This window comes from Microcoleus sp. Aus8_D2, assembly GCF_036702665.1.
Lineage (GTDB): Bacteria > Cyanobacteriota > Cyanobacteriia > Cyanobacteriales > Microcoleaceae > Microcoleus.
This window is the reverse complement of sequence record NZ_JAUBUN010000025.1, coordinates 23694-41882: the sequence shown is the minus strand read 5'-3', so window position 1 is coordinate 41882 and position 18189 is coordinate 23694. Positions and strand designations below refer to the sequence as shown.

General features: G+C 41.7%; 10 protein-coding genes and 2 pseudogenes. 9 read left to right on the top strand and 3 right to left on the bottom strand.

From position 1 onward, the window contains the following. The 5 genes and pseudogenes from QUB64_RS19750 to QUB64_RS19730 all read left to right on the top strand — a co-directional run. Nucleotides 1–648 (top strand): annotated as a pseudogene (locus tag QUB64_RS19750) (DUF5331 domain-containing protein); the annotation flags it as partial. A 380-nt stretch (nucleotides 649–1028) separates the two neighbouring features. Next, nucleotides 1029–1202, top strand: coding sequence for a hypothetical protein (locus QUB64_RS19745; protein WP_333269286.1), 174 nt, complete (start codon nucleotides 1029–1031; stop codon nucleotides 1200–1202). 18 nt (nucleotides 1203–1220) lie between these two features. Further along, nucleotides 1221–2630 carry a ferredoxin:protochlorophyllide reductase (ATP-dependent) subunit N gene (locus QUB64_RS19740; protein WP_333269287.1) on the top strand — a complete coding sequence of 470 codons (1410 nt, stop codon included), beginning with the start codon at nucleotides 1221–1223 and terminating at the stop codon, nucleotides 2628–2630. A 314-nt stretch (nucleotides 2631–2944) separates the two neighbouring features. Further along, complete coding sequence (locus QUB64_RS19735; RefSeq protein ID WP_333269288.1) at nucleotides 2945–3286, top strand: type II toxin-antitoxin system HicB family antitoxin; 342 nt, start codon at nucleotides 2945–2947, stop codon at nucleotides 3284–3286. Nucleotides 3287–3308: 22 nt separating this feature from the next. Next, nucleotides 3309–3437 carry a hypothetical protein gene (locus QUB64_RS19730; protein ID WP_333269289.1) on the top strand — a complete coding sequence of 43 codons (129 nt, stop codon included), beginning with the start codon at nucleotides 3309–3311 and terminating at the stop codon, nucleotides 3435–3437. A 79-nt stretch (nucleotides 3438–3516) separates the two neighbouring features. On the opposite strand, the gene QUB64_RS19725 is transcribed toward QUB64_RS19730, so the two are convergent. After that, entirely contained in the window at nucleotides 3517–4890 is a 1374-nt protein-coding gene (locus tag QUB64_RS19725; protein ID WP_333269290.1) for an NB-ARC domain-containing protein, read from the bottom strand. Between the two features lie 214 nt (nucleotides 4891–5104). On the opposite strand from QUB64_RS19725, the gene QUB64_RS19720 reads away from it, so the two are divergent. The 3 genes from QUB64_RS19720 to QUB64_RS19710 all read left to right on the top strand — a co-directional run bounded on the left by QUB64_RS19720 (nucleotide 5105) and on the right by QUB64_RS19710 (nucleotide 7761). After that, complete coding sequence (locus QUB64_RS19720) at nucleotides 5105–5350, top strand: hypothetical protein (protein ID WP_333269291.1); 246 nt, start codon at nucleotides 5105–5107, stop codon at nucleotides 5348–5350. A 207-nt stretch (nucleotides 5351–5557) separates the two neighbouring features. Then, on the top strand, nucleotides 5558–6529 hold the full coding sequence (locus QUB64_RS19715; RefSeq protein WP_333269292.1) for an MvdC/MvdD family ATP grasp protein: 972 nt from the start codon (nucleotides 5558–5560) through the stop codon (nucleotides 6527–6529). Nucleotides 6530–6705: 176 nt separating this feature from the next. Further along, nucleotides 6706–7761, top strand: a complete 1056-nt coding sequence (locus QUB64_RS19710; protein ID WP_333269293.1) for a hypothetical protein — start codon at nucleotides 6706–6708, stop codon at nucleotides 7759–7761. Between the two features lie 377 nt (nucleotides 7762–8138). Here QUB64_RS19710 and QUB64_RS19705 read toward each other — a convergent pair. Then, a pseudogene (locus QUB64_RS19705) lies at nucleotides 8139–9372 on the bottom strand (RNA-guided endonuclease InsQ/TnpB family protein). A gap of 613 nt (nucleotides 9373–9985) precedes the next feature. Between QUB64_RS19705 and QUB64_RS19700 the strand changes: the two are divergent. After that, nucleotides 9986–11170 carry a response regulator gene (locus QUB64_RS19700; RefSeq protein WP_333269294.1) on the top strand — a complete coding sequence of 395 codons (1185 nt, stop codon included), beginning with the start codon at nucleotides 9986–9988 and terminating at the stop codon, nucleotides 11168–11170. Nucleotides 11171–11207: 37 nt separating this feature from the next. Here QUB64_RS19700 and QUB64_RS19695 read toward each other — a convergent pair whose 3' ends face one another. Next, complete coding sequence (locus tag QUB64_RS19695) at nucleotides 11208–17723, bottom strand: AAA family ATPase (RefSeq protein WP_442921681.1); 6516 nt, start codon at nucleotides 17721–17723, stop codon at nucleotides 11208–11210. Nucleotides 17724–18189 lie beyond the last annotated feature (466 nt).

Here is an 18189-nt window from a genome sequence, read left to right as displayed (position 1 = left end):
GAGGAAGATGAAGCCTCGGCTTTGGGTGGTCTCGACCTCGACCTCGACGATGAGGAAGATGAAGCCTCGGCTTTGGGCGGTCTCGACCTCGACGATGATGAGGAAGATGAAGCCTCGGCTTTGGGCGGTCTCGACCTCGACCTCGACGATGAGGAAGATGAAGCCTTGGCTTTGGGCGGTCTCGACCTCGACCTCGACGAGGAAGATGAAGCCTTGGCTTTGGGCGGTCTCGACCTCGACGATGACGAGGAAGATGAAGCCTCGGCTTTGGGCGGTCTCGACCTCGACGATGACGAGGAAGATGAAGCCTCAGAATTTGGGACTTTGACCTCTGGGGATCTCGAAGCGGGGATATCCGATCCCTTTGGGGAAGAAGATGCAGATTTTGTCGCCGAAGCAATACCCGATCCGTTTGGGGTAACGACCTCAGATGAGCTAGATATGGATCTGGGTGACTTGGACGAAGAGGCTCTTGACGATTTCTCTGTATCTGATGACGATGACCTCGACGATCTCGGACTTGACGATCTGGGGGAAGCAACTACCGGAGATCCTGATGAAGATGATTTAGATGCTCTAGGTCTCGGTGATTTGGATTCCGATGATGAGGATGAAGAGATTTCTGGCTTTTTGTCGGATTTTAAGTAAGCTTGTTGCGATCGCCCAAGTCTATCCTAGTCCGGAAGTTTCCCACTCTATTTGTGATACCATTTCTCAAAAAGAATGCAACTGTAAGCAAGCTCCAAATCCTGAGCGACCTCAGTCATTCCCAATCGAAAATCGCCAATCGAAAATCGAAAATGGTATGAGTTGTGAGTTGCGAGTTGTGAATTTTTAATTAACTCAAACTCACAACTATCAAAAGGGTTTTTACCTGAGCGAGTTGAAAAACAGTAAGTCCCTGCCGTGAGGGATTATAAGCCCTCGCACAGAATTTTTTAGGTCAAATTTTGGATGCTGCTGCTGCGGAAATATTCAGTTGGCTACATCTATTTTTCAGAGGAATTACGCCAAAACCAGGTATTTCTATGATTGTTCTGCGATCGCGCGATCGCCAAAAACAGATGTTCGATCGCTCCTGCGCCTGTTCGCGATCGAGACCAAACACAACCTATGCTTGTCCGCAGCAAGAGATGCGATCGCAAAATACAGGTACTTCCTCGCTCCGACACCTGTCGAGTTCGAGACTAAAAACAATTTAAAGGGAGAAGATTTGAGATATGACTGCTATTACTACTACAGAACCAGAAGCTTTAAACTTTGAATGCGAAACTGGTAATTATCACACATTTTGTCCGATTAGCTGCGTAGCTTGGCTTTATCAAAAAATCGAAGATAGCTTTTTCTTAGTCATCGGTACCAAGACTTGCGGCTATTTCTTGCAAAACGCCATGGGCGTGATGATTTTTGCCGAACCCCGCTATGCAATGGCTGAGTTGGAAGAAGGCGATATTTCCGCTCAATTAAACGATTTCGACGAGTTGAAGCGGCTGTGCTTGCAAATTAAGCGCGATCGTAACCCCAGTGTAATCGTCTGGATCGGCACCTGCACCACCGAAATCATCAAAATGGACTTGGAAGGGCTAGCACCCAAACTCGAAGCAGAAATCGGCATTCCCATCGTCACAGCCCGCGCTAACGGCCTAGATTACGCCTTTACCCAAGGCGAAGATACCGTCTTAGCAGCCATGGCCGCCAAATGTCCTGAGAAAGCCCCCGTCATCGAATCTCAGAAACAAGAACGCAACGCCATCTCTCAACTGCTAAACTTCGGCAAGAAAAAAGAAGAAGTTGCAGCAGAAGAATCCGAATATGTCAAGCACACACCGCTGGTACTTTTCGGTTCTTTGCCCGACCCAGTTGTCACACAGCTAACCCTAGAATTGAAGAAGCAAGGCATCAAAGTTTCCGGCTGGCTTCCTTCCAAGCGCTACACAGAACTACCTGTCTTGGAAGAAGGCTATTATGTATCTGGCATGAATCCGTTCTTGTCACGCACAGCTTCTACGTTGATGCGCCGTCGTAAGTGTAAGCTAATTGGTGCTCCATTCCCGATCGGCCCAGACGGAACTCGCGCCTGGATTGAGAAAATTTGCTCTGTTTTGGGCATTGAACCCCAAGGTTTGGACGAAAGAGAAGCGCAAATCTGGGCAGGTTTAGAAGATTACCTGCAAATCATTCGCGGCAAATCAGTCTTCTTTATGGGAGACAACTTGCTAGAAATTTCTTTAGCGCGTTTCTTAATTCGCTGCGGCATGACTTGCCCGGAAATCGGCATTCCTTACATGGACAAGCGCTATCAAGCAGCCGAATTAGCGCTGTTAGAAAAAACTTGTCACGAAATGGGAGTTCCCACACCTCGGATTGTCGAAAAACCCGACAATTACAATCAGCTTCAGCGGATTTACGAGCAGAATATCGACTTGGTAATTACAGGTATGGCCCACGCTAATCCTTTGGAAGCGCGCGGCATTAATACTAAATGGTCAGTTGAGTTTACTTTCGCTCAAATTCACGGCTTTGGCAATGCGCGGGATATTTTGGAGTTGGTGACTCGCCCGCTGCGCCGGAATAATTCGCTGAAGGATTTGGGTTGGGGTGACTTGGTGAAGAAAGAAGCCAAGGTTTAATCGCTTTTAGCTAAGATAGTAAGGTGGGCGTTGCTCACCTTATTTTTTTATGAACCGCTGATGCAGGCAGATACACACAGATGAACGCGGATGAAAACTCGTAGGGTGCGTCGCCATGAAAAATCGTTAACCACATATCGACAATCTCACAGCGACGCACCTATGCCATTGCGAGCCAGTGTAAAAAAACACACAAATGTTGTAGTCGTAGGGTGCGTCGCCATGAAAAATCGTTAACCACATATCGACAATCTCACAGCGACGCACCTATGCCATTGCGAGCCAGTGTAAAAAAACACACAAATGTTGTAAAAATGGTATTAGAATATTACTTGAGCCTGAAATATGTTATAAGTTTTTACCCAGATCCAGAAGGAGGCTATACAGTCCTCATCAAAGACCTTCCAGGTTGTATGTCTGTGGGGGAAACTTTATCAGAAGCAATGGAGAACATTGAGGAAGCTAGGGAATTGTGGATAGAGACTGCTTATGAGTGCGGGCATGAGATTCCTTTACCTGCTGCGGAGGTTGAGTATAGCGGAAATTTATCGTTGGAAATCCCTAAATCGCTGCACAGGAATTTAGCAGATAATGCTGAGAGGGAAGGAGTGAGTATTGAACAACATATTTTAGCTGTGTTGAGCAAGGCTGCCTAAAATTTAACCTTCCGAGTAACTCATGAGGAATGGTTATAGAAGCAATTTGAGATATTTGAGGCTGGTAGTCGATCGCCCGTTATCTGTCGATCGCCCGTTATCTGTCGATCGTCATAAAGATATCAAATGGGTTCAAAAAAGCCGCTATTGACAGGATGCTCTTTTATATCTTGCGCTTTTTATCAAGTACAATTTATACCAAATGAGATGAGCTTACCCTGCTTATTTCCCTAAAAATCACTCTTAATATGTGCTTTAAAAATAGAATTTAGCTGAAATTTTGCTGGCTTTTCTGAAACTTTTTCTACTAAACAGCGTCTGGTTAAAGATTGTATAATGTGCATAAATTTAGCTTGAGATACTTCCATATTAGCAGGTTTTTGGGAAATATCTATCGGTTTATCTTGATTGGCTAACCAGTTGATCGCATTTTTTTCTAATTCTGATAACCGCTCTAACTGCGATTCTAAATTTGTTTTTATGTCACCTAAAAACAACTCATTTTCATCTTTCAGAAAAAGGGAAACGCTCCCGTTCAAGAACTCTATAATTATTGAAGAAATAATATTTAACCAAGCCGGATGACTTTGATATAGTGTTATTAATTTATCCCATTTTTCCTCATCTTGTAATTTTTTTTGTCTCAAGATGTCTTTAGCCTCTTGTCCTAAACCTTGAAGCTGTAATGTTTGTGTATATTGATTTTCAGCTTCTAACGTTTCTATTTCTCCAGGTTTTTCCCAACTAATTAAAATTAAACAACTCTGATGAGATAAGGTAGCAATTTGCTGAAAAAATTTACAATAATCTTTATATTCTGTTAAATACTGACCCGCTAAGTTACCAGTTTTAAAAATATTCTGCACGTCATCAAGGATTACTAAACAACGAGATGAGCGAAAATAATTTATTATTTCTGGTAATGGAGTTGCATGGGATTGAGAAAAAAACTCTTTAAGTTCATCTTTAAGGTCGATCGGTTTAGGCAAATGCTCAAGACTCCGATAAATAATATAATCAAATTGTGTGTTAATTTCTGAGATTAATTTCAGGCTTAAAGCCGTTTTTCCTATGCCGCTTAAACCATAAATTGTGATTAATCTAGTCTGATTTTCTAAAATCCATTCTTTAAGAGTAGAAATTTCTGAATTACGCCCGTAAGTATAGTTCCATTCTGGTGCTGTTGTTAGATCAATGATTGGGAGTTGATTTTGGACTTGGGAAGAGGGCGATCGCTTTTCTCTATCTTCTAAAGATTGAGGATTTTCTCTACAAATATTAACATGACTATTACTAATAGTATTACTATTGATCTGTGGAGAGTTGACAAAATTGTAGATAGTAGAACCAGCTTTATTTTCTAAAATAGAACGAACATTCTTTTGTTCAATCTCTTCTGAAAAAACATCGGAGAGAAGTTTCCATAATTTCGCTCCCTCTCTTTTAATGTGATCGTAACTATACCCATTATTTACCGCAATTTTATGAAATTTTTGACGTTGTAAAACACTTTCTAATATAGATTTGTGTAAAGAATCAAGATGTTGTCCTGTTTTAGCGAATACCTGATCGTCAGTCCATTTTGACAATTTTTGAATGTCCATATATTTTTAACCTCACTCAATCTTTTTAGTTTAGCCACCAAAACCCACTTTTTGCCACTAAAAGTTAAGTTTTGTAGAAGGTTACTAAAGATTAGCACCCAATGACACTATATCACACCAAATCCCACTATTAATTTTCCTATTAAATGCCACCCCAGTCTAAAAATTAGAAAGTACAATTTTAAATGTTAACCAATTTTCAAGAAGAAATCACATGAAAACACAAATTTGTGATGAAACAGTAAGATCGGTGCCTTTTACCCTAAGTTTTGTAGAGAGACTCGACCAAGCATTGTATGATGAAGCGATTAAGGATTCAGAGATACTAAAACAATCCTATGATCCGAAAACTCAAACATCGAATATTCCTGTTTCTGCTAATGGTACTTCCTTGTCATATGGTGATTCACATAGTGGTTTTCTCTCTGGTAAAGATGATACGAAGCAAACTGATACTTAAAGCTGACAGTGGCATTAGTTGAAAACCACGGGCTTTCTGTATCAAACAACATTGATTATACGGTACGGTAGGGTGCGAAGCATTCTATCGTACCGCTTTAAGCTGTTAGCTATCGTAAGTATTAAAATCCTAATTTGGATACCGCATAAAGATCAATTAACCAACATATCTGATTCATCACCCCAAAACGAGATTACAAATTAAAATATGATATTAATTTTTACGAACAAGCAGGATACACACACTGATGAAGTTATCAGAAAACTACATAAAAAAGATATTGAAGTTTTTAGGTTAAATTCAGAAGATTTGCTTCGGAAATATAAGATAAATATTTACATTGATGAAAATGGTTTATGGAATGGAGAGATTAATGACGAACTTGGTAGAATATTAAATTTAGCCAAACTAAAAGTAGCATGGTTGAGAAAACCTGACTTTGATTTTTTTGGTAAAAGTGCTGAATCTACAGAGGAACAGTTTATAGCTTCAGAAACAAAGGCTTTTGTCAATATACTATACTCTATACCCAGCATAAGATGGATAAACGATCCATTTATCGCCAATAAAGCGAAAGTTAAATTTCAACAACTTTTACTAGCCAATAAATACGGGATCAAAATCCCCAAAACACTGATAACCACCCAACCAGAAACAGCGAAAGAGTTTTTTCTAGAGTGCGGAGAAGAGATTTTAGTTAAAACCATTTATACTGGAAATGTGACGATCGACGGTATCAATCAAGGAATACCGTCAAGAAAGATTGGCAAAGATGATTTTTATAAATTCTATAAAAACATTTATTTGTCACCTACTCAATTGCAAGAATATATCGAAAAAGGTTTTGAATTAAGGATTACAATTATTGGTAAAAAGGTATTTGCCGTTAAAATTGATTCACAAGCCCATGAAGAAACCAAAATTGATTGGCGACTCCATACTCAAATTAATCCACATTCTCTCTTTGAACTACCGGCAAAAATAGAAAAATTCTGCATCGATTTTTTGGAGGAGCAAAAACTATTATATGGGGCGATGGATTTTATTGTGACTCCCAACAATGAATATGTGTTTTTAGAAAATAATCCTTTTGGTCAATACCTTTGGCTAGAAATAGAAACAAAAATACCATTAACAGAAGAGATTTGTAATTTATTAATAAGCTATCTTGATGCTTGATTACTGTTTTTTGGGCTTCACCCTTCCAGTGCTGGTTAAGAGCATCTCAATCATGCTCGATCGCACTTTTTCTATTCCGCAGCAGAGAATCACAGGCATCCCCTCTGTCCCACAACTCAGGAAACGCCGCCTATAATCGAAACTAGCCATCAATTCTCATCAATTGAGGAACCGCCATGAGTCAAGACAACGAAAAAATCAGCTATTCAGAGAAAACAGAACGTCTCAGAGTTATCGGTCAGTTTATCAAAACCGTGACACCGATGATTTGGACAGTTGTCATTCTAGTAGTCATCATTCCCCTACTAGGCAACTTTCTCATATCCCAGTCGCTAACAAATACCGGAACCACAGCAGTTGTAGTCTCGCCGCCCCACGATTTCAGCAAAGTCAACCAAGAGGTTAAAAACGCTATCCAACAATCCCATACAACAGCCGAGACTTTCGCATCAAAAGAATTGGACAAATGGGAAACCGAAGTAATTGCACGAGTAGACAATAGCTTCCTCGATTGGTACTTCGATTACTTCAATCAAAAAAAGATGGAGTTTACAGTACCTTTCAATTTCGTCAAATCAGCCGTCCTCAACCGATTTGACATGACAGCAGCATCTCGTGCTGTGTCCGAAAAATTAACCGAAGACTTCCAAAGAGAATTTGCCAACCGCGTTTTGCTGCCCAAAAACGCTCAACTGCGATTTCAATTAATCACTCAAGATACTGCTAACTTGTACATAGCCGAAGTTAGCAAAAATGTAAAAGTAGTTCAAAACAATTATAACATACCCCAAGTACAATGGGACAAATATCTGAACGATATTGCCAGCACAATTAGCGACAAAGGAAACATCTCAAATTTATCATTAAAAGTATTAGTCGGCGGCAGCGGTTACTTAGTTGCTAAACCATTAATATTGGGAGTAGCAACCAAAGTTGGCAGCAAAGTTACAGCAAAAGTTGCCAGCAAAGCCGCCGCCAAAGTAGCCACAAAAACAGGCGGTACAGTTGCTAGTCAGTTGGGAGTAGGTTTAATTGACCCGATTGTCGGCATTGGGATTATCATCTGGGATTTGTGGGATTACAATCACACAGTCACAGTAGAAAGACCGATTTTGCGGGAACACATTGTAGAATACTTGAAAGATGTCAAAAAATCACTGCTCACACATCCTGAAACCGGAATCATGGCAGCAATTTATCAGTTGGAAAGCGGCATTTTGAAGTCACTTTAATCATTTACAGCACTTGGAAAGTAATTGTCATTGCGAGCGATCGCGTTAGCGAAGCGATGACCTACTCAGTCCTGGACACAGAACCTATATATGTAGGGCGAGGCACACAGCACCTTACCGCTATAAATAGCGCGTCAAATCACTTTTTGCACAAGTCCTGATACTAGGAATCTAGGGTGCGTCATTTTTGGCTCTAGCACGAAAAACTAGGGTTTTCTCCGACGGGCACCCTACTAATTGTGCTACTTTCTCAACACTTCGGACAGTTTTTGATTGCCAAGCGTAGAATAAGGATTTCAGCGCGATTCGGCAAGTTCGCTGCTTTCGGGAAAATCAAGGGTTTTAAGCTACGACATAAAAACTGTGCGGACTATTGTTTATTTGACACTCAAGCGGGCTAAAGCCACGCTCGATTCTTGATTAATAGAATCGACTTGCTGATGCAGAATTACTTCAACATCAGTAGCGGTCAATTCTCCACAAGCGTTATGGGTGTTACCCCAAGTTCCGGTATGCCCTACCGTACTCAATCCCCGACTTAGGATGTTCCTAGCTGCGTTGTGATCTCTATCAAGCACACATCCACACCGACAAGTGTGAGTTCGTGTTGATAGACTTTTCTTAACAATCGTTCCGCAGCTACAGCATTCTTGGCTTGTTCCATTAGGAGAAACGGCAATCGTAATTCTTCCAAATACCTTGCCGAAATATTCCATCCAAACTCGGAACATATACCAAGATGCGTCGTTAATTGATTTCGCTAAGCAGTGATTCTTCACCATATTTTTAATTCTCAAATCTTCGTAAGCTACACAGTCGTTGGACTGGATGACGCATCTTGCCAATTTCACAGCAAAATCTTTACGTTGCCTACTTATTTTGAGGTGGCGCTTACCTAGGATCACTTTAGCTTTTCCTCTGTTTTCTGAGCCTTTGACTCGCTTTGATACTCGTCTTTGGGCTTTCTTTAATCTACGCTCTCCCTTGCGGAGGAATCGTGGATTCTCAACTGCAATGCCGTTGGAATCAGTGTAGAATTCTTTCAATCCTACATCTAATCCAATGACATTGCCTGTAACTTCAATCTTCTCCGAGCGGTCAACTTGAATGCAGAATTGGACGTAATACCCGTCTGCGCGTTTCACTAGCCTTACTCGTTTAATTTGAGTAAGCTGATAGAAATGCAAGTCGCGCGTCCCTTTTAATTTCAGTTTCCCGATTCCTTGCTTGTCGGTGAATGTGATAGATTTCCGGTCTGTTGCCAATTTCCAACCGCTAGTTTTATATTCAACTGAGCGGTTATTTTTTTCGTATTGTGGAAATCCTTTCTTACCAGGAATCTTCTTTTTGCAATTATCGTAGAATCGGGAAATTGCCGACCACGCTCTTTCTGCACTAGACTGTCGAGCCATGCTGTTTAATTCATCGCAAAACGGAAACTATGAAAGCTAGGACAGCGCTATACTTATTTAAGTCAAACTTATTGACTTTTTCGTTGTCTATCCAAAAACGTAATGCCTTATTTCGGATGAACTGCACTGTCCTAATTGCTTCATCTACAGCGTCAAATTGCTGCTGCTTTCCGTATGCCTTGAATTCAAAAACTAGCATGACTTCGACCTCATCACGATATTCTTATCTTACTAGGACTAGACTAAGAACGATGAATTGTTACATTTGTTTACAATAAAAATTGAAAGGGACTGAAGTCCCTCGCCTCGCTTGCATCGAGCGGACTAAAGTCTCGCTCGTTTTCCGCTTCCCGTATTTCTTTTTATAAAAACTACCGGGACTTACGCATCGATCCCCCCAACCCCCTTAAAAAGGGGGGCTTTCAGGTTCCCCCCTTTTTAAAGGGGCGCCGGGGGGATCGGGATTTGATGCTTTTCGTGCGTAAGTCCTGAACTACGTTATATCGCAGAGGTTCCTTGAACTGGCACTAGCCAGCTAGCGTGCGGTTTAAAGAATGCAGCGAAGGGAACCTGTTCTTTTCCTAAACCGTAACTGGGGATAGGGGAGTTCGCCCCAGGTTCAAAGTGCGGCACTAAGTAACTTACAATAAATCAGTTGGCTAGGTAAACAAAATTACAGCAATCCTGCCGATCGCCCAAAAGCAGACAAGTGGGTTCTTTTCCCTTCTGCCCTCTGCTAAGAGCCTTCTACCTTCTATTTTATTTACCAGGGTGCAACAATCAAAAACATTACTTGATGCAGTGAGTGGCATATGACTTTTGAAGAAGCCCTGGAATTCGTAGAAACTGCCTTGGAGTCCAAGAGGGGTAAACCGTTAAGTTTGCTAGAGCAGGAAATTTTAAAAGCTTGTTGGGAAAACACAACCTACGGTGCAGTTGCTGACAGCTTGTACCTGAGCGTAGGACATATCAAAGATTTAGCTTCTCTCCTGTGGCAGCGTCTTTCAGACGCAATGGGAGAAAAAGTTACTAAAAATAACTTCCGCCCTCTGCTAGACAAGCAAAGCGGCGCAACTGCGATGGTTGGCGCAAAAGGTAAAGAAGCGCCTATCGCTCCCGCTGACACAGGAGAAAGTGAGGTTAATCCAAGCGAAACTCCCAAAGGCAATATCTTAATTGTTGACGACCTGATCGAAAACCTGCAATTTTTAACAAAAGTATTGAACAAACACGGTTATAAAGTTCGCAGCGTCACCAACGGTAAGATGGCATTAAGAACAATCCACAATCACCCTCCCGATGTCATTTTACTCGATATTAAAATGCCTGAAATGGATGGTTATGAAGTCTGCGAAGCTCTCAAAGTAGATGAAAATACCTCAGAAATTCCGGTGATTTTCTTAAGTGCGCTAGATGAAGTTTTAGATAAAGTAAAAGCCTTTCAAGTAGGCGGGATTGATTATATCACCAAACCCTTTCAATCAGAAGAACTCATCGCTAGAATTCAAACTCAACTAACTATCCAACAACAAAAACACCAGTTAAGGAAGCAAATCGAAGAACATCAACAAACCGCAGAAATTCTCTACCAATCTCGCACTTTACTTGCCAGCTTATTAAATAGTTCCCAAGATGGAATTGCCGCCTTGCAAGCGGTGAGAGATACGCTCACCGAAGAAATTTACGATTTTCGCTGTTTGGTGGTTAATCCCATCTTTGCGAAGTTATTTGGTCAAAAGCGAGAAAACCTCATGGGTAAAACCATCCTGAAAAAAATGTTCGATCGACTTACTCCCACACTGTTTGATTCACTTGTAGAGGTAGCTGAGACAGGAGAAGCGATCGAACAAGAATTTTATTGGGAAAAAGATGACTGTCAAATATTGTATTATTTGAGTGCCGTAAAATTTGGAGATGGTTGTTCGATTACTGTCCGCGATATCACAATGTTTAAACTACTTGAATTTAAGGTAAAGATGCAATCACATTTAAAATAATCTCACGCGGTTTCTTTGAGAAACTGGGGTAATGCAATCATTTTTCCACAAAGCGCTCGGTCAAATCCAAAATCTTCTCAAACTCAAACTTATTAACCCAATCCCTAAGAGTCTGAAGTTCCAGCACATAAGATGACGGGATTTTATCCAACAATCTAGATACTAATTCCGAGTCCGCTTGCAGAGCGGCTTCATGCAATTTTACAATCCATTTCCTTGACCTTGCTGCTATAAATTTTGTTAAATTCACAGGTTCTCCATCCAGATTGTCTGGAGGAGAATTTAACTCTGACGACTCATAAACATAACTTACTCCCAGATGTTTAGCCGCGATCTCAAAAATAGTCTGTTCTTGGAAAGGTTTTCGCACAAAGTCATCGCAACCCGTGGATAAAATCATCGTTTTTTCTTCTTCCAAAGCGCTAGCAGTAATAGCAATCACAGCAGTAGCTTGACCTTTAGTGGTAGCTTTAATCCGTTTAGTTGCTTCATAACCGTCCATCACGGGCATTCGCATATCCATCCAGATGAGATGCGGTGAGTAGGAATTCCAAATTTCAATCGCATCTTGACCGTTACTGGCTTCTTGTACTTCAAAACCAATGGCAGTAATGATTTTAACTAACAGTTTTCGATTGTAATCGTTATCGTCAACAACCAGGATTCGATAGTTGGGTTGGTGGGGAGCTAGGCCAATGACGCGACGACTGTGGGGTTGGTTTTGAATTACTAGAGCATCAGCAATACCCACAGAAATGTCAAATTTAAATGTTGTGCCAGAAGTCGGTATATCTGTTGTGTCGTCGTGGTAATCCTTGAGAGGCATTCCAGGGGTGAAAGCTTTGCCGCGACTGATAGCGGTGATTTCACCCCCCATCAAGCGGACAAATTGACGGCTAATCGTTAGCCCCAATCCCGTTCCTTGCTGCATTCGTTCACCCGATGCTGTTTGCACGAAGGGTTGAAATAGGTTCTCCAGTTCGTCCGCCGCCATACCAACTCCCGTGTCTTTTATTTCAAAGGCGATTGTCATTTGTCCTCGGTCATTTGTGATTTTTGTTGTTTCTTGACCAATTGCGAATGAGGGATGACTAATGACGGATATCTGCACTGACACGCTCCCAGACGATGTAAATTTAATCGCATTATTGATTAAATTAATTAGGACTTGCCGCAGCTTAACTGCATCGGTGCAAATATATTTAGGGACATCAGCAGCACAGTCAAATCGTAGCTTCAAGCCTTCAGCTTTGGCTTTCAAGGAAAACATATCTTCGACATCAGCCAATAATTGATGGAGATCGAAGTTAGTTTCGTTTTTAGCCATGCGTCCAGCTTCGATTTTGGAGAGGTCGAGAACTTGATTAATTAGAGTCAACAAATGCTCTCCACTGCGATGAATGATGTTGAGGTTCTCTTTTTGTTCGGTTAAGAGATTTGCGTCCTGGTTCATCAGTTGGGAAAAGCCGAGAATGGCGTTCAGGGGAGTTCGCAATTCGTGGCTCATGTTGGCAAGGAAGGTACTTTTGGCAAGAGATGCAGCTTGAGCGGCTAATGCGGCCCGTTCGAGTTCTGCTTCTGTTTTTTTACGTTGCGTAGCTGCCGCCACGGCATCGCTAATTTCCTGTTCTAAGCGCACATTTTCGATCAGCGCTTTTTGGGCTTGCTGGCGATCGCTAATATCTTGAAAGGCTGCGATCGCATACTCGACATTACCCGTCTCATCGAAAATCGGCGTACTGGTTGATTCTATTGGAACAATGCGATCGCACTGGTGCAGTTCCAAGTCATCCGCCCAAGCTGTTTCACCGTCGAGCGATCGCACCACAGGTAGCTCTTCCACGGGGTATATCTCCCCAGTACCAGCCCGATAAATGCCATAGGTATCGGAGAGTTGCTCGGTTTCGGCTGCGGATAACTCTTGAATGTTGAGTAACTGCTGTCCAATTTGATTGGTGTAGATGATTTGTCCTCGATCATCGTGAATGGATATGCCAACTGGAATGGCATTGAGGAATTTATTCAGGCGATTTTGCGTCGATTGTACTTGGGTATAGAGTCTAGCATTGGTAAGGGCGATCGCTGCTTGTGTCGAGAGCATTTGAATCACTTCCAGGCGATCGGGCGTAAAAACACCATCCGCTAGATTATTTTCCAAGTACACAATCCCAATCACTTTACCCTGATTGAGCAGTGGCGCACAAAGAATTGACTTGGGCTGGTGTGTTTTGATATAAGCATCTTGAGAAAATCTGCCATTACCAGCGACATCAATTTCAATCAGTCCTTCCTGAGTCCTTTCAACATAGTTAATAATCGACAAAGGCAAGCAACTTTCCATAGAAGTCGATGGCAACAATATCACCTGATTTGAGTTAGCCTCGCCCGACGCTTCGACCCTCAGTTGTCCGCGAAACTCTAAAATTAGATAGCCCGTTTGTGCGCCAGAGCTTTCCAGCAAGATTCTCATCAAAGTCGTCAGGAGTTTATCCAGCTCAATTTCACTAGCAATTGCCCCAGATGCTTTCATCAGCGCTGCCAAATCCAGGACTTCACCAGAAATACTACCAGACGTATTAGACAGGCTGTTGCGCGAATCTATGGAAGTATTGGCTTTCGTGAAACGCTTTAATAGTTTCGGATACTGTCGTTCTAAATCTTTCACTTTAGCTGTTGCACCCCAACGTAAATAACAGTAGTAAGCACTTGTAAGATAAGCTTGGGCAACTTGCTCCTTGCCCCAATCGATATAGAATTTGGCAGCCAGTTCATTAGCCAAAGCTTCTTCGTTGAGATACTCATGTTCTTTGGCTAAACTAATAGCGCGATCGTAAAAGTCTATTGCCTTATCCTTATGACCCAAAACTCGATGTTGCTCTGCTTCCACTAGATATAATTTATGCAAGTGAGTCATCGGAGCAGACTGCGCCCATTTTTTGAGTTTTTTTCGGTTAGCTTTCACCTTTTCGAGGATGAGTTTTTGTTCTGATTTTGGTGCATCAGAATAAATAGCAAGATGGACTAAAGAATGGTAGAAATGGTAGAGAGGAATCGTTCCTACAGCACTATCGCTATATTTTTCTGCTGACTTAGCATTTGACAGAGCTTGTTCATAATCTTGAAAAAGATAGCAGAGAACTAACTTGTGAAAATAGAGGGAGCGACAAATATTTTCAGCATTGGCCTCTAGATGCAGAGGTAACATTTTTGTTTCATCATAGCTTTCACCGATTAAAAAGCACCTATCTTCAGCCCGAGCCATTAAGTTCAATACAACCTGTCGATTAAGTTGGTTATAGTAATATGATGTTTCTAGCTTGAGTTGGCCCAGAGCATTACTATACATTGCCATCTCTCCCTCGACTGTTGCCAATTCCTTACCCAATACATAGGAATGGTAACAGTATACGCAAGCTGAATAAGCTGCATATTCTAAGTCTCCAGTTTCTAAAGCGAGCGAGTAAGCATCCCGCAAAGGATTTAAGGTTTCTCTAAGATGCTCTTTCCAGTGCTTGATAAAGTAATTAACAATAAAAATTATCCGAGCTTGGAATTTTTTGTCATTAAACTTATCGACCAGCTTAAGAGCCAGTTGACCAAATTGATAGCCAGCCTCAATGTCTCCTACAGATTCCCCAGAAAGAATGATTCCGTAAGCAGCATAGGCATAGGAAGACACAGAAGTATTCCCATATTTGATTGATAAATTAACTTGTTTCAACACAATCAGCCCAAGCAATTCAGGCGCTGCCAAATAGGCAGAAGAGGCTACACGCGATAGGATACTCATAGTTGCTAGCCGATCGGGGTCAATCATTGCTGGTAGGTCGATTAAGTCCTCGATTCGTTTGCCTACCAAGCTTAACTTTGTCCTCACCAGTTCAAGTAAAACATCTAATTTATTCGGTTTTTTGGGAAATTTAATTCCCAACAGCTTCAATATGAAAAATGCCGTTTGAATGGCTAACAACGGTTTATTTTGTGCTGTATAGGCTTGGATTTTGACTTCATAGACTTTCACTTTGTCCAACAACGAAGTAGCTTGTTGCAGCACAAGGGAAGCCAACTTTTCCATTTCGTCAAAGTTGCCTCGCGAACTAGCTACCTCGGCTGCTTCTACATAGAGTGCCAAGGTTAAGTCATACTGACGAAGCCAGCTATCTGCACTGAGGCAATCCCTGGCAATTCTTAAGTAATTCCATGCGGGTTCCCAGGCGGCTGATGCCTTCGCTTTTTTGCCAGCAATGAGATTTAATTGAGCGAGTTTATCTCTTTCTAACTGAACGTCTATTGTTGCAATACCGAAGTTGAGTTGATTGACAATATCAAAAATCTTTTGTTGGAGTACCTGTGGAGGCGTATTTTTTAACAAAAGTTGTCCGACTTTCCAGTGAACGGCTTGCTTATCGTCTGGGGGAATTAGGGAATAGGCGGCTTGCTGGATGCGGTCATGAGCAAATTTATAACTAATTTTTAATTCATGCTCTTCTCGGTCTGTTTCAATAAATTTGTAGTCATCGCCGACGGGTAATATCAATCCCGCTTCAATGGCATCCCATAATTTATGAGCCGTTTGTTTTTGAGAATTTTCATTAATGATTGAAAGCGTTTCCCAATCAAATTTGTTGCCAATACAAGCGGCTAACTGTAAGTTTTTTTGTGCCGATTCTGATAAGGTTTTAATTTTTTGGGTCATCAATTCAACAACATTATCAGTGATGTTTCTAGTTTTAATCTGTTCTAAATTCCAAGACCAAGCTCTAGCCTCCCTATCAAATTTAAGGAATTTCTCTGTATAAAGTGACTTCAGAAATTCTTTGAGAAAAAAGGGATTACCCTGTGTTTTTTCCCAAACCAACTCAGCTAATCTTTGGGTAGGGACGCACTGACTCTTCAGCGTATCCGCAATGAATTCATTAACCTGGTTTAAATTTAAAGGTGAAAGGGATAGATGATTAACTACTACTCCCTGCTTTTTTATCTCCGATAAAGTCAACATGACAGGATGAGTTGCACTGACTTCGTTATCTCGATAAGCTCCAATCAAAAACAGATATTGAGTATTAGTATTGGTCATTATAAGCTGGAGCAATTGCAGCGTGGCGCTGTCCGCCCATTGAAGGTCGTCTAGAAATAGGACGAGGGGATGCTCTTTTTGACAAAAGACTTGCATAAACTTTTGGAAAACTAAATTAAACCGAATTTGTGCTTCTGTTGGAGGTAATTCGGGGACGGGATGCTGTTGGCCAATAATCAGTTTAACTTCTGGAATGACATCAATAATAATTTGACCGTTCTCTCCTAATGCACGTTGAATCTTCTCTCGCCACTGTTGTAGCTGAGGTGCGGTTTCGGTGAGCAATTGCCGAATTAATTCTTGGAAGGCAGCAACCAATGCCTGATAGGGAATATCGCGGTGAAGCTGGTCAAACTTGCCTGCAATAAAGTAGCCGCGTTTTTGAGTAATGAGCTTATACAGTTCCTGGGCTAAAGCTGATTTCCCGATGCCAGAGTATCCAGAAATTAGCATGAGTTCAGTTTGTCTTTGTACGGGCGGGTTTTGTTCCTGAGTTATCGTTGGGTTACTCAGGTTAGGTGCTACCGCGCCTACTCGCTCAAAGGCGGTCAATAAACTCTCAATCTGCGGTTCTCTCCCGTACAGTTTTTGAGGAATTTGTAATTGATGGGAAATATCTTGGCATCCCAAAGTAAACCTTTGGATTGCACCGTTTTTATATTGAGCAAGACAAGTTTCTAAATCTGCCTTGATTCCCCAAGCACTCTGATATCGCTCTGCCGCCGTTTTTGCCATTAATTTCATGACAAGTTCTGAGACGCTCAAAGGAATTTCTGGATTGACTTTATGAGGAGGGATCGGTTGTTTGGCAATATGGCAATGGACTAACTCAAGTGCATCCAGAGATTCAAAAGGGAGTTGGTTGGTTAGCAATTCGTAGAAGGTGACACCGAGAGCATAAAAATCTGTGCGATAGTCCAGCGATCGATTCATCCTGCCTGTTTGTTCGGGAGACATATAAGCCAATGTCCCTTCTAGAACATTGGGACTTTTGATGCTGGTATTTTCTTGGGATAGCAGGGTAGATAAGCCAAAGTCAATGATTTTTAATTGTCCTGTTTGAGGATTTAAGACAATATTAGATGGATTGATATCTTTGTGAATGACATTGTTTTGATGAACTTTGCCTAAAGCATCTGCAATTTGGATGGCAATGTGGAGAAACTCTGGTAAAGTAAAGGAACGACCCTCCTGCAGGATTTTTAAGGACTCTCCTCCAAAATCCTCTAACAACATGACTTGTGTGTTCTGGTATTTCCGCATTTCGTAGGCTTTAATCGTTTCTTCTAAATTGAAACGGCGAGTGATTTCGTATTCCTGTTGATAGCGGGAGAGTTCGGCCGGCGTGGGATAATCTTCTTTGAGGAGTTTCAATATTAAAGGTTGCTGATTTTTTTTGAGGATGCCTCTGTATATCAGGGAATTAGCACTTTCGTAGATTTGGTTGATAATTGTGATATCTGGCAGTGAAATCATGTTGAGAATGACTGCTGCGTAAAAAAAATTAGCAGTATTCAATTATAGCAACGGCTTTGGTGGGTTATGGGATACGCTAGAGTAGTGTGGGATTCCTGGGTCTCTGGAACTGCAATAGGTGGCGACCATTGGTGTCAACAACCAGGTCAAACGTAGTCACAGACTGCTGTTTGACGATTAGGGATCGATCCCCCCTAGCCCCCCTTAAGAAGGGGGGGACAAGAAGCACTCAAAGTCCCCCTTCTTAAGGGGGATTTAGGGGGATCTGGCAAGAGGATAAAAGCGAGATTTTTCAAGGGTTTCAGACTTAAGTTGACACCAATGGGTGGCGACAGTTTCATGGCCCACGCATAGGTAGCTAGAAACCCGGTTTCTACGAGTTTTGGGATGAGTCGCGATAAATTTAGGAAGAAACCGGGTTTCTGAGGCCACGCGATAGGTAGCGAGAAACCCGGTTTCTACGAGT

Bases quoted from the DNA above. Each gene is read 5' to 3' on its own strand.
- QUB64_RS19715 (WP_333269292.1), top strand. From the start codon at position 5,558: ATGATATTAATTTTTACGAACAAGCAGGATACACACACTGATGAAGTT.
- QUB64_RS19730 (WP_333269289.1), top strand. From the start codon at position 3,309: ATGAGGAATGGTTATAGAAGCAATTTGAGATATTTGAGGCTGGTAGTC.
- QUB64_RS19710 (WP_333269293.1), top strand. From the start codon at position 6,706: ATGAGTCAAGACAACGAAAAAATCAGCTATTCAGAGAAAACAGAACGT.
- QUB64_RS19745 (WP_333269286.1), top strand. From the start codon at position 1,029: ATGATTGTTCTGCGATCGCGCGATCGCCAAAAACAGATGTTCGATCGC.
- QUB64_RS19735 (WP_333269288.1), top strand. From the start codon at position 2,945: ATGGTATTAGAATATTACTTGAGCCTGAAATATGTTATAAGTTTTTAC.
- QUB64_RS19700 (WP_333269294.1), top strand. From the start codon at position 9,986: ATGACTTTTGAAGAAGCCCTGGAATTCGTAGAAACTGCCTTGGAGTCC.
- QUB64_RS19725 (WP_333269290.1), bottom strand. From the start codon at position 4,890: ATGGACATTCAAAAATTGTCAAAATGGACTGACGATCAGGTATTCGCT.
- QUB64_RS19740 (WP_333269287.1), top strand. From the start codon at position 1,221: ATGACTGCTATTACTACTACAGAACCAGAAGCTTTAAACTTTGAATGC.
- QUB64_RS19720 (WP_333269291.1), top strand. From the start codon at position 5,105: ATGAAAACACAAATTTGTGATGAAACAGTAAGATCGGTGCCTTTTACC.
- QUB64_RS19695 (WP_442921681.1), bottom strand. From the start codon at position 17,723: ATGATTTCACTGCCAGATATCACAATTATCAACCAAATCTACGAAAGT.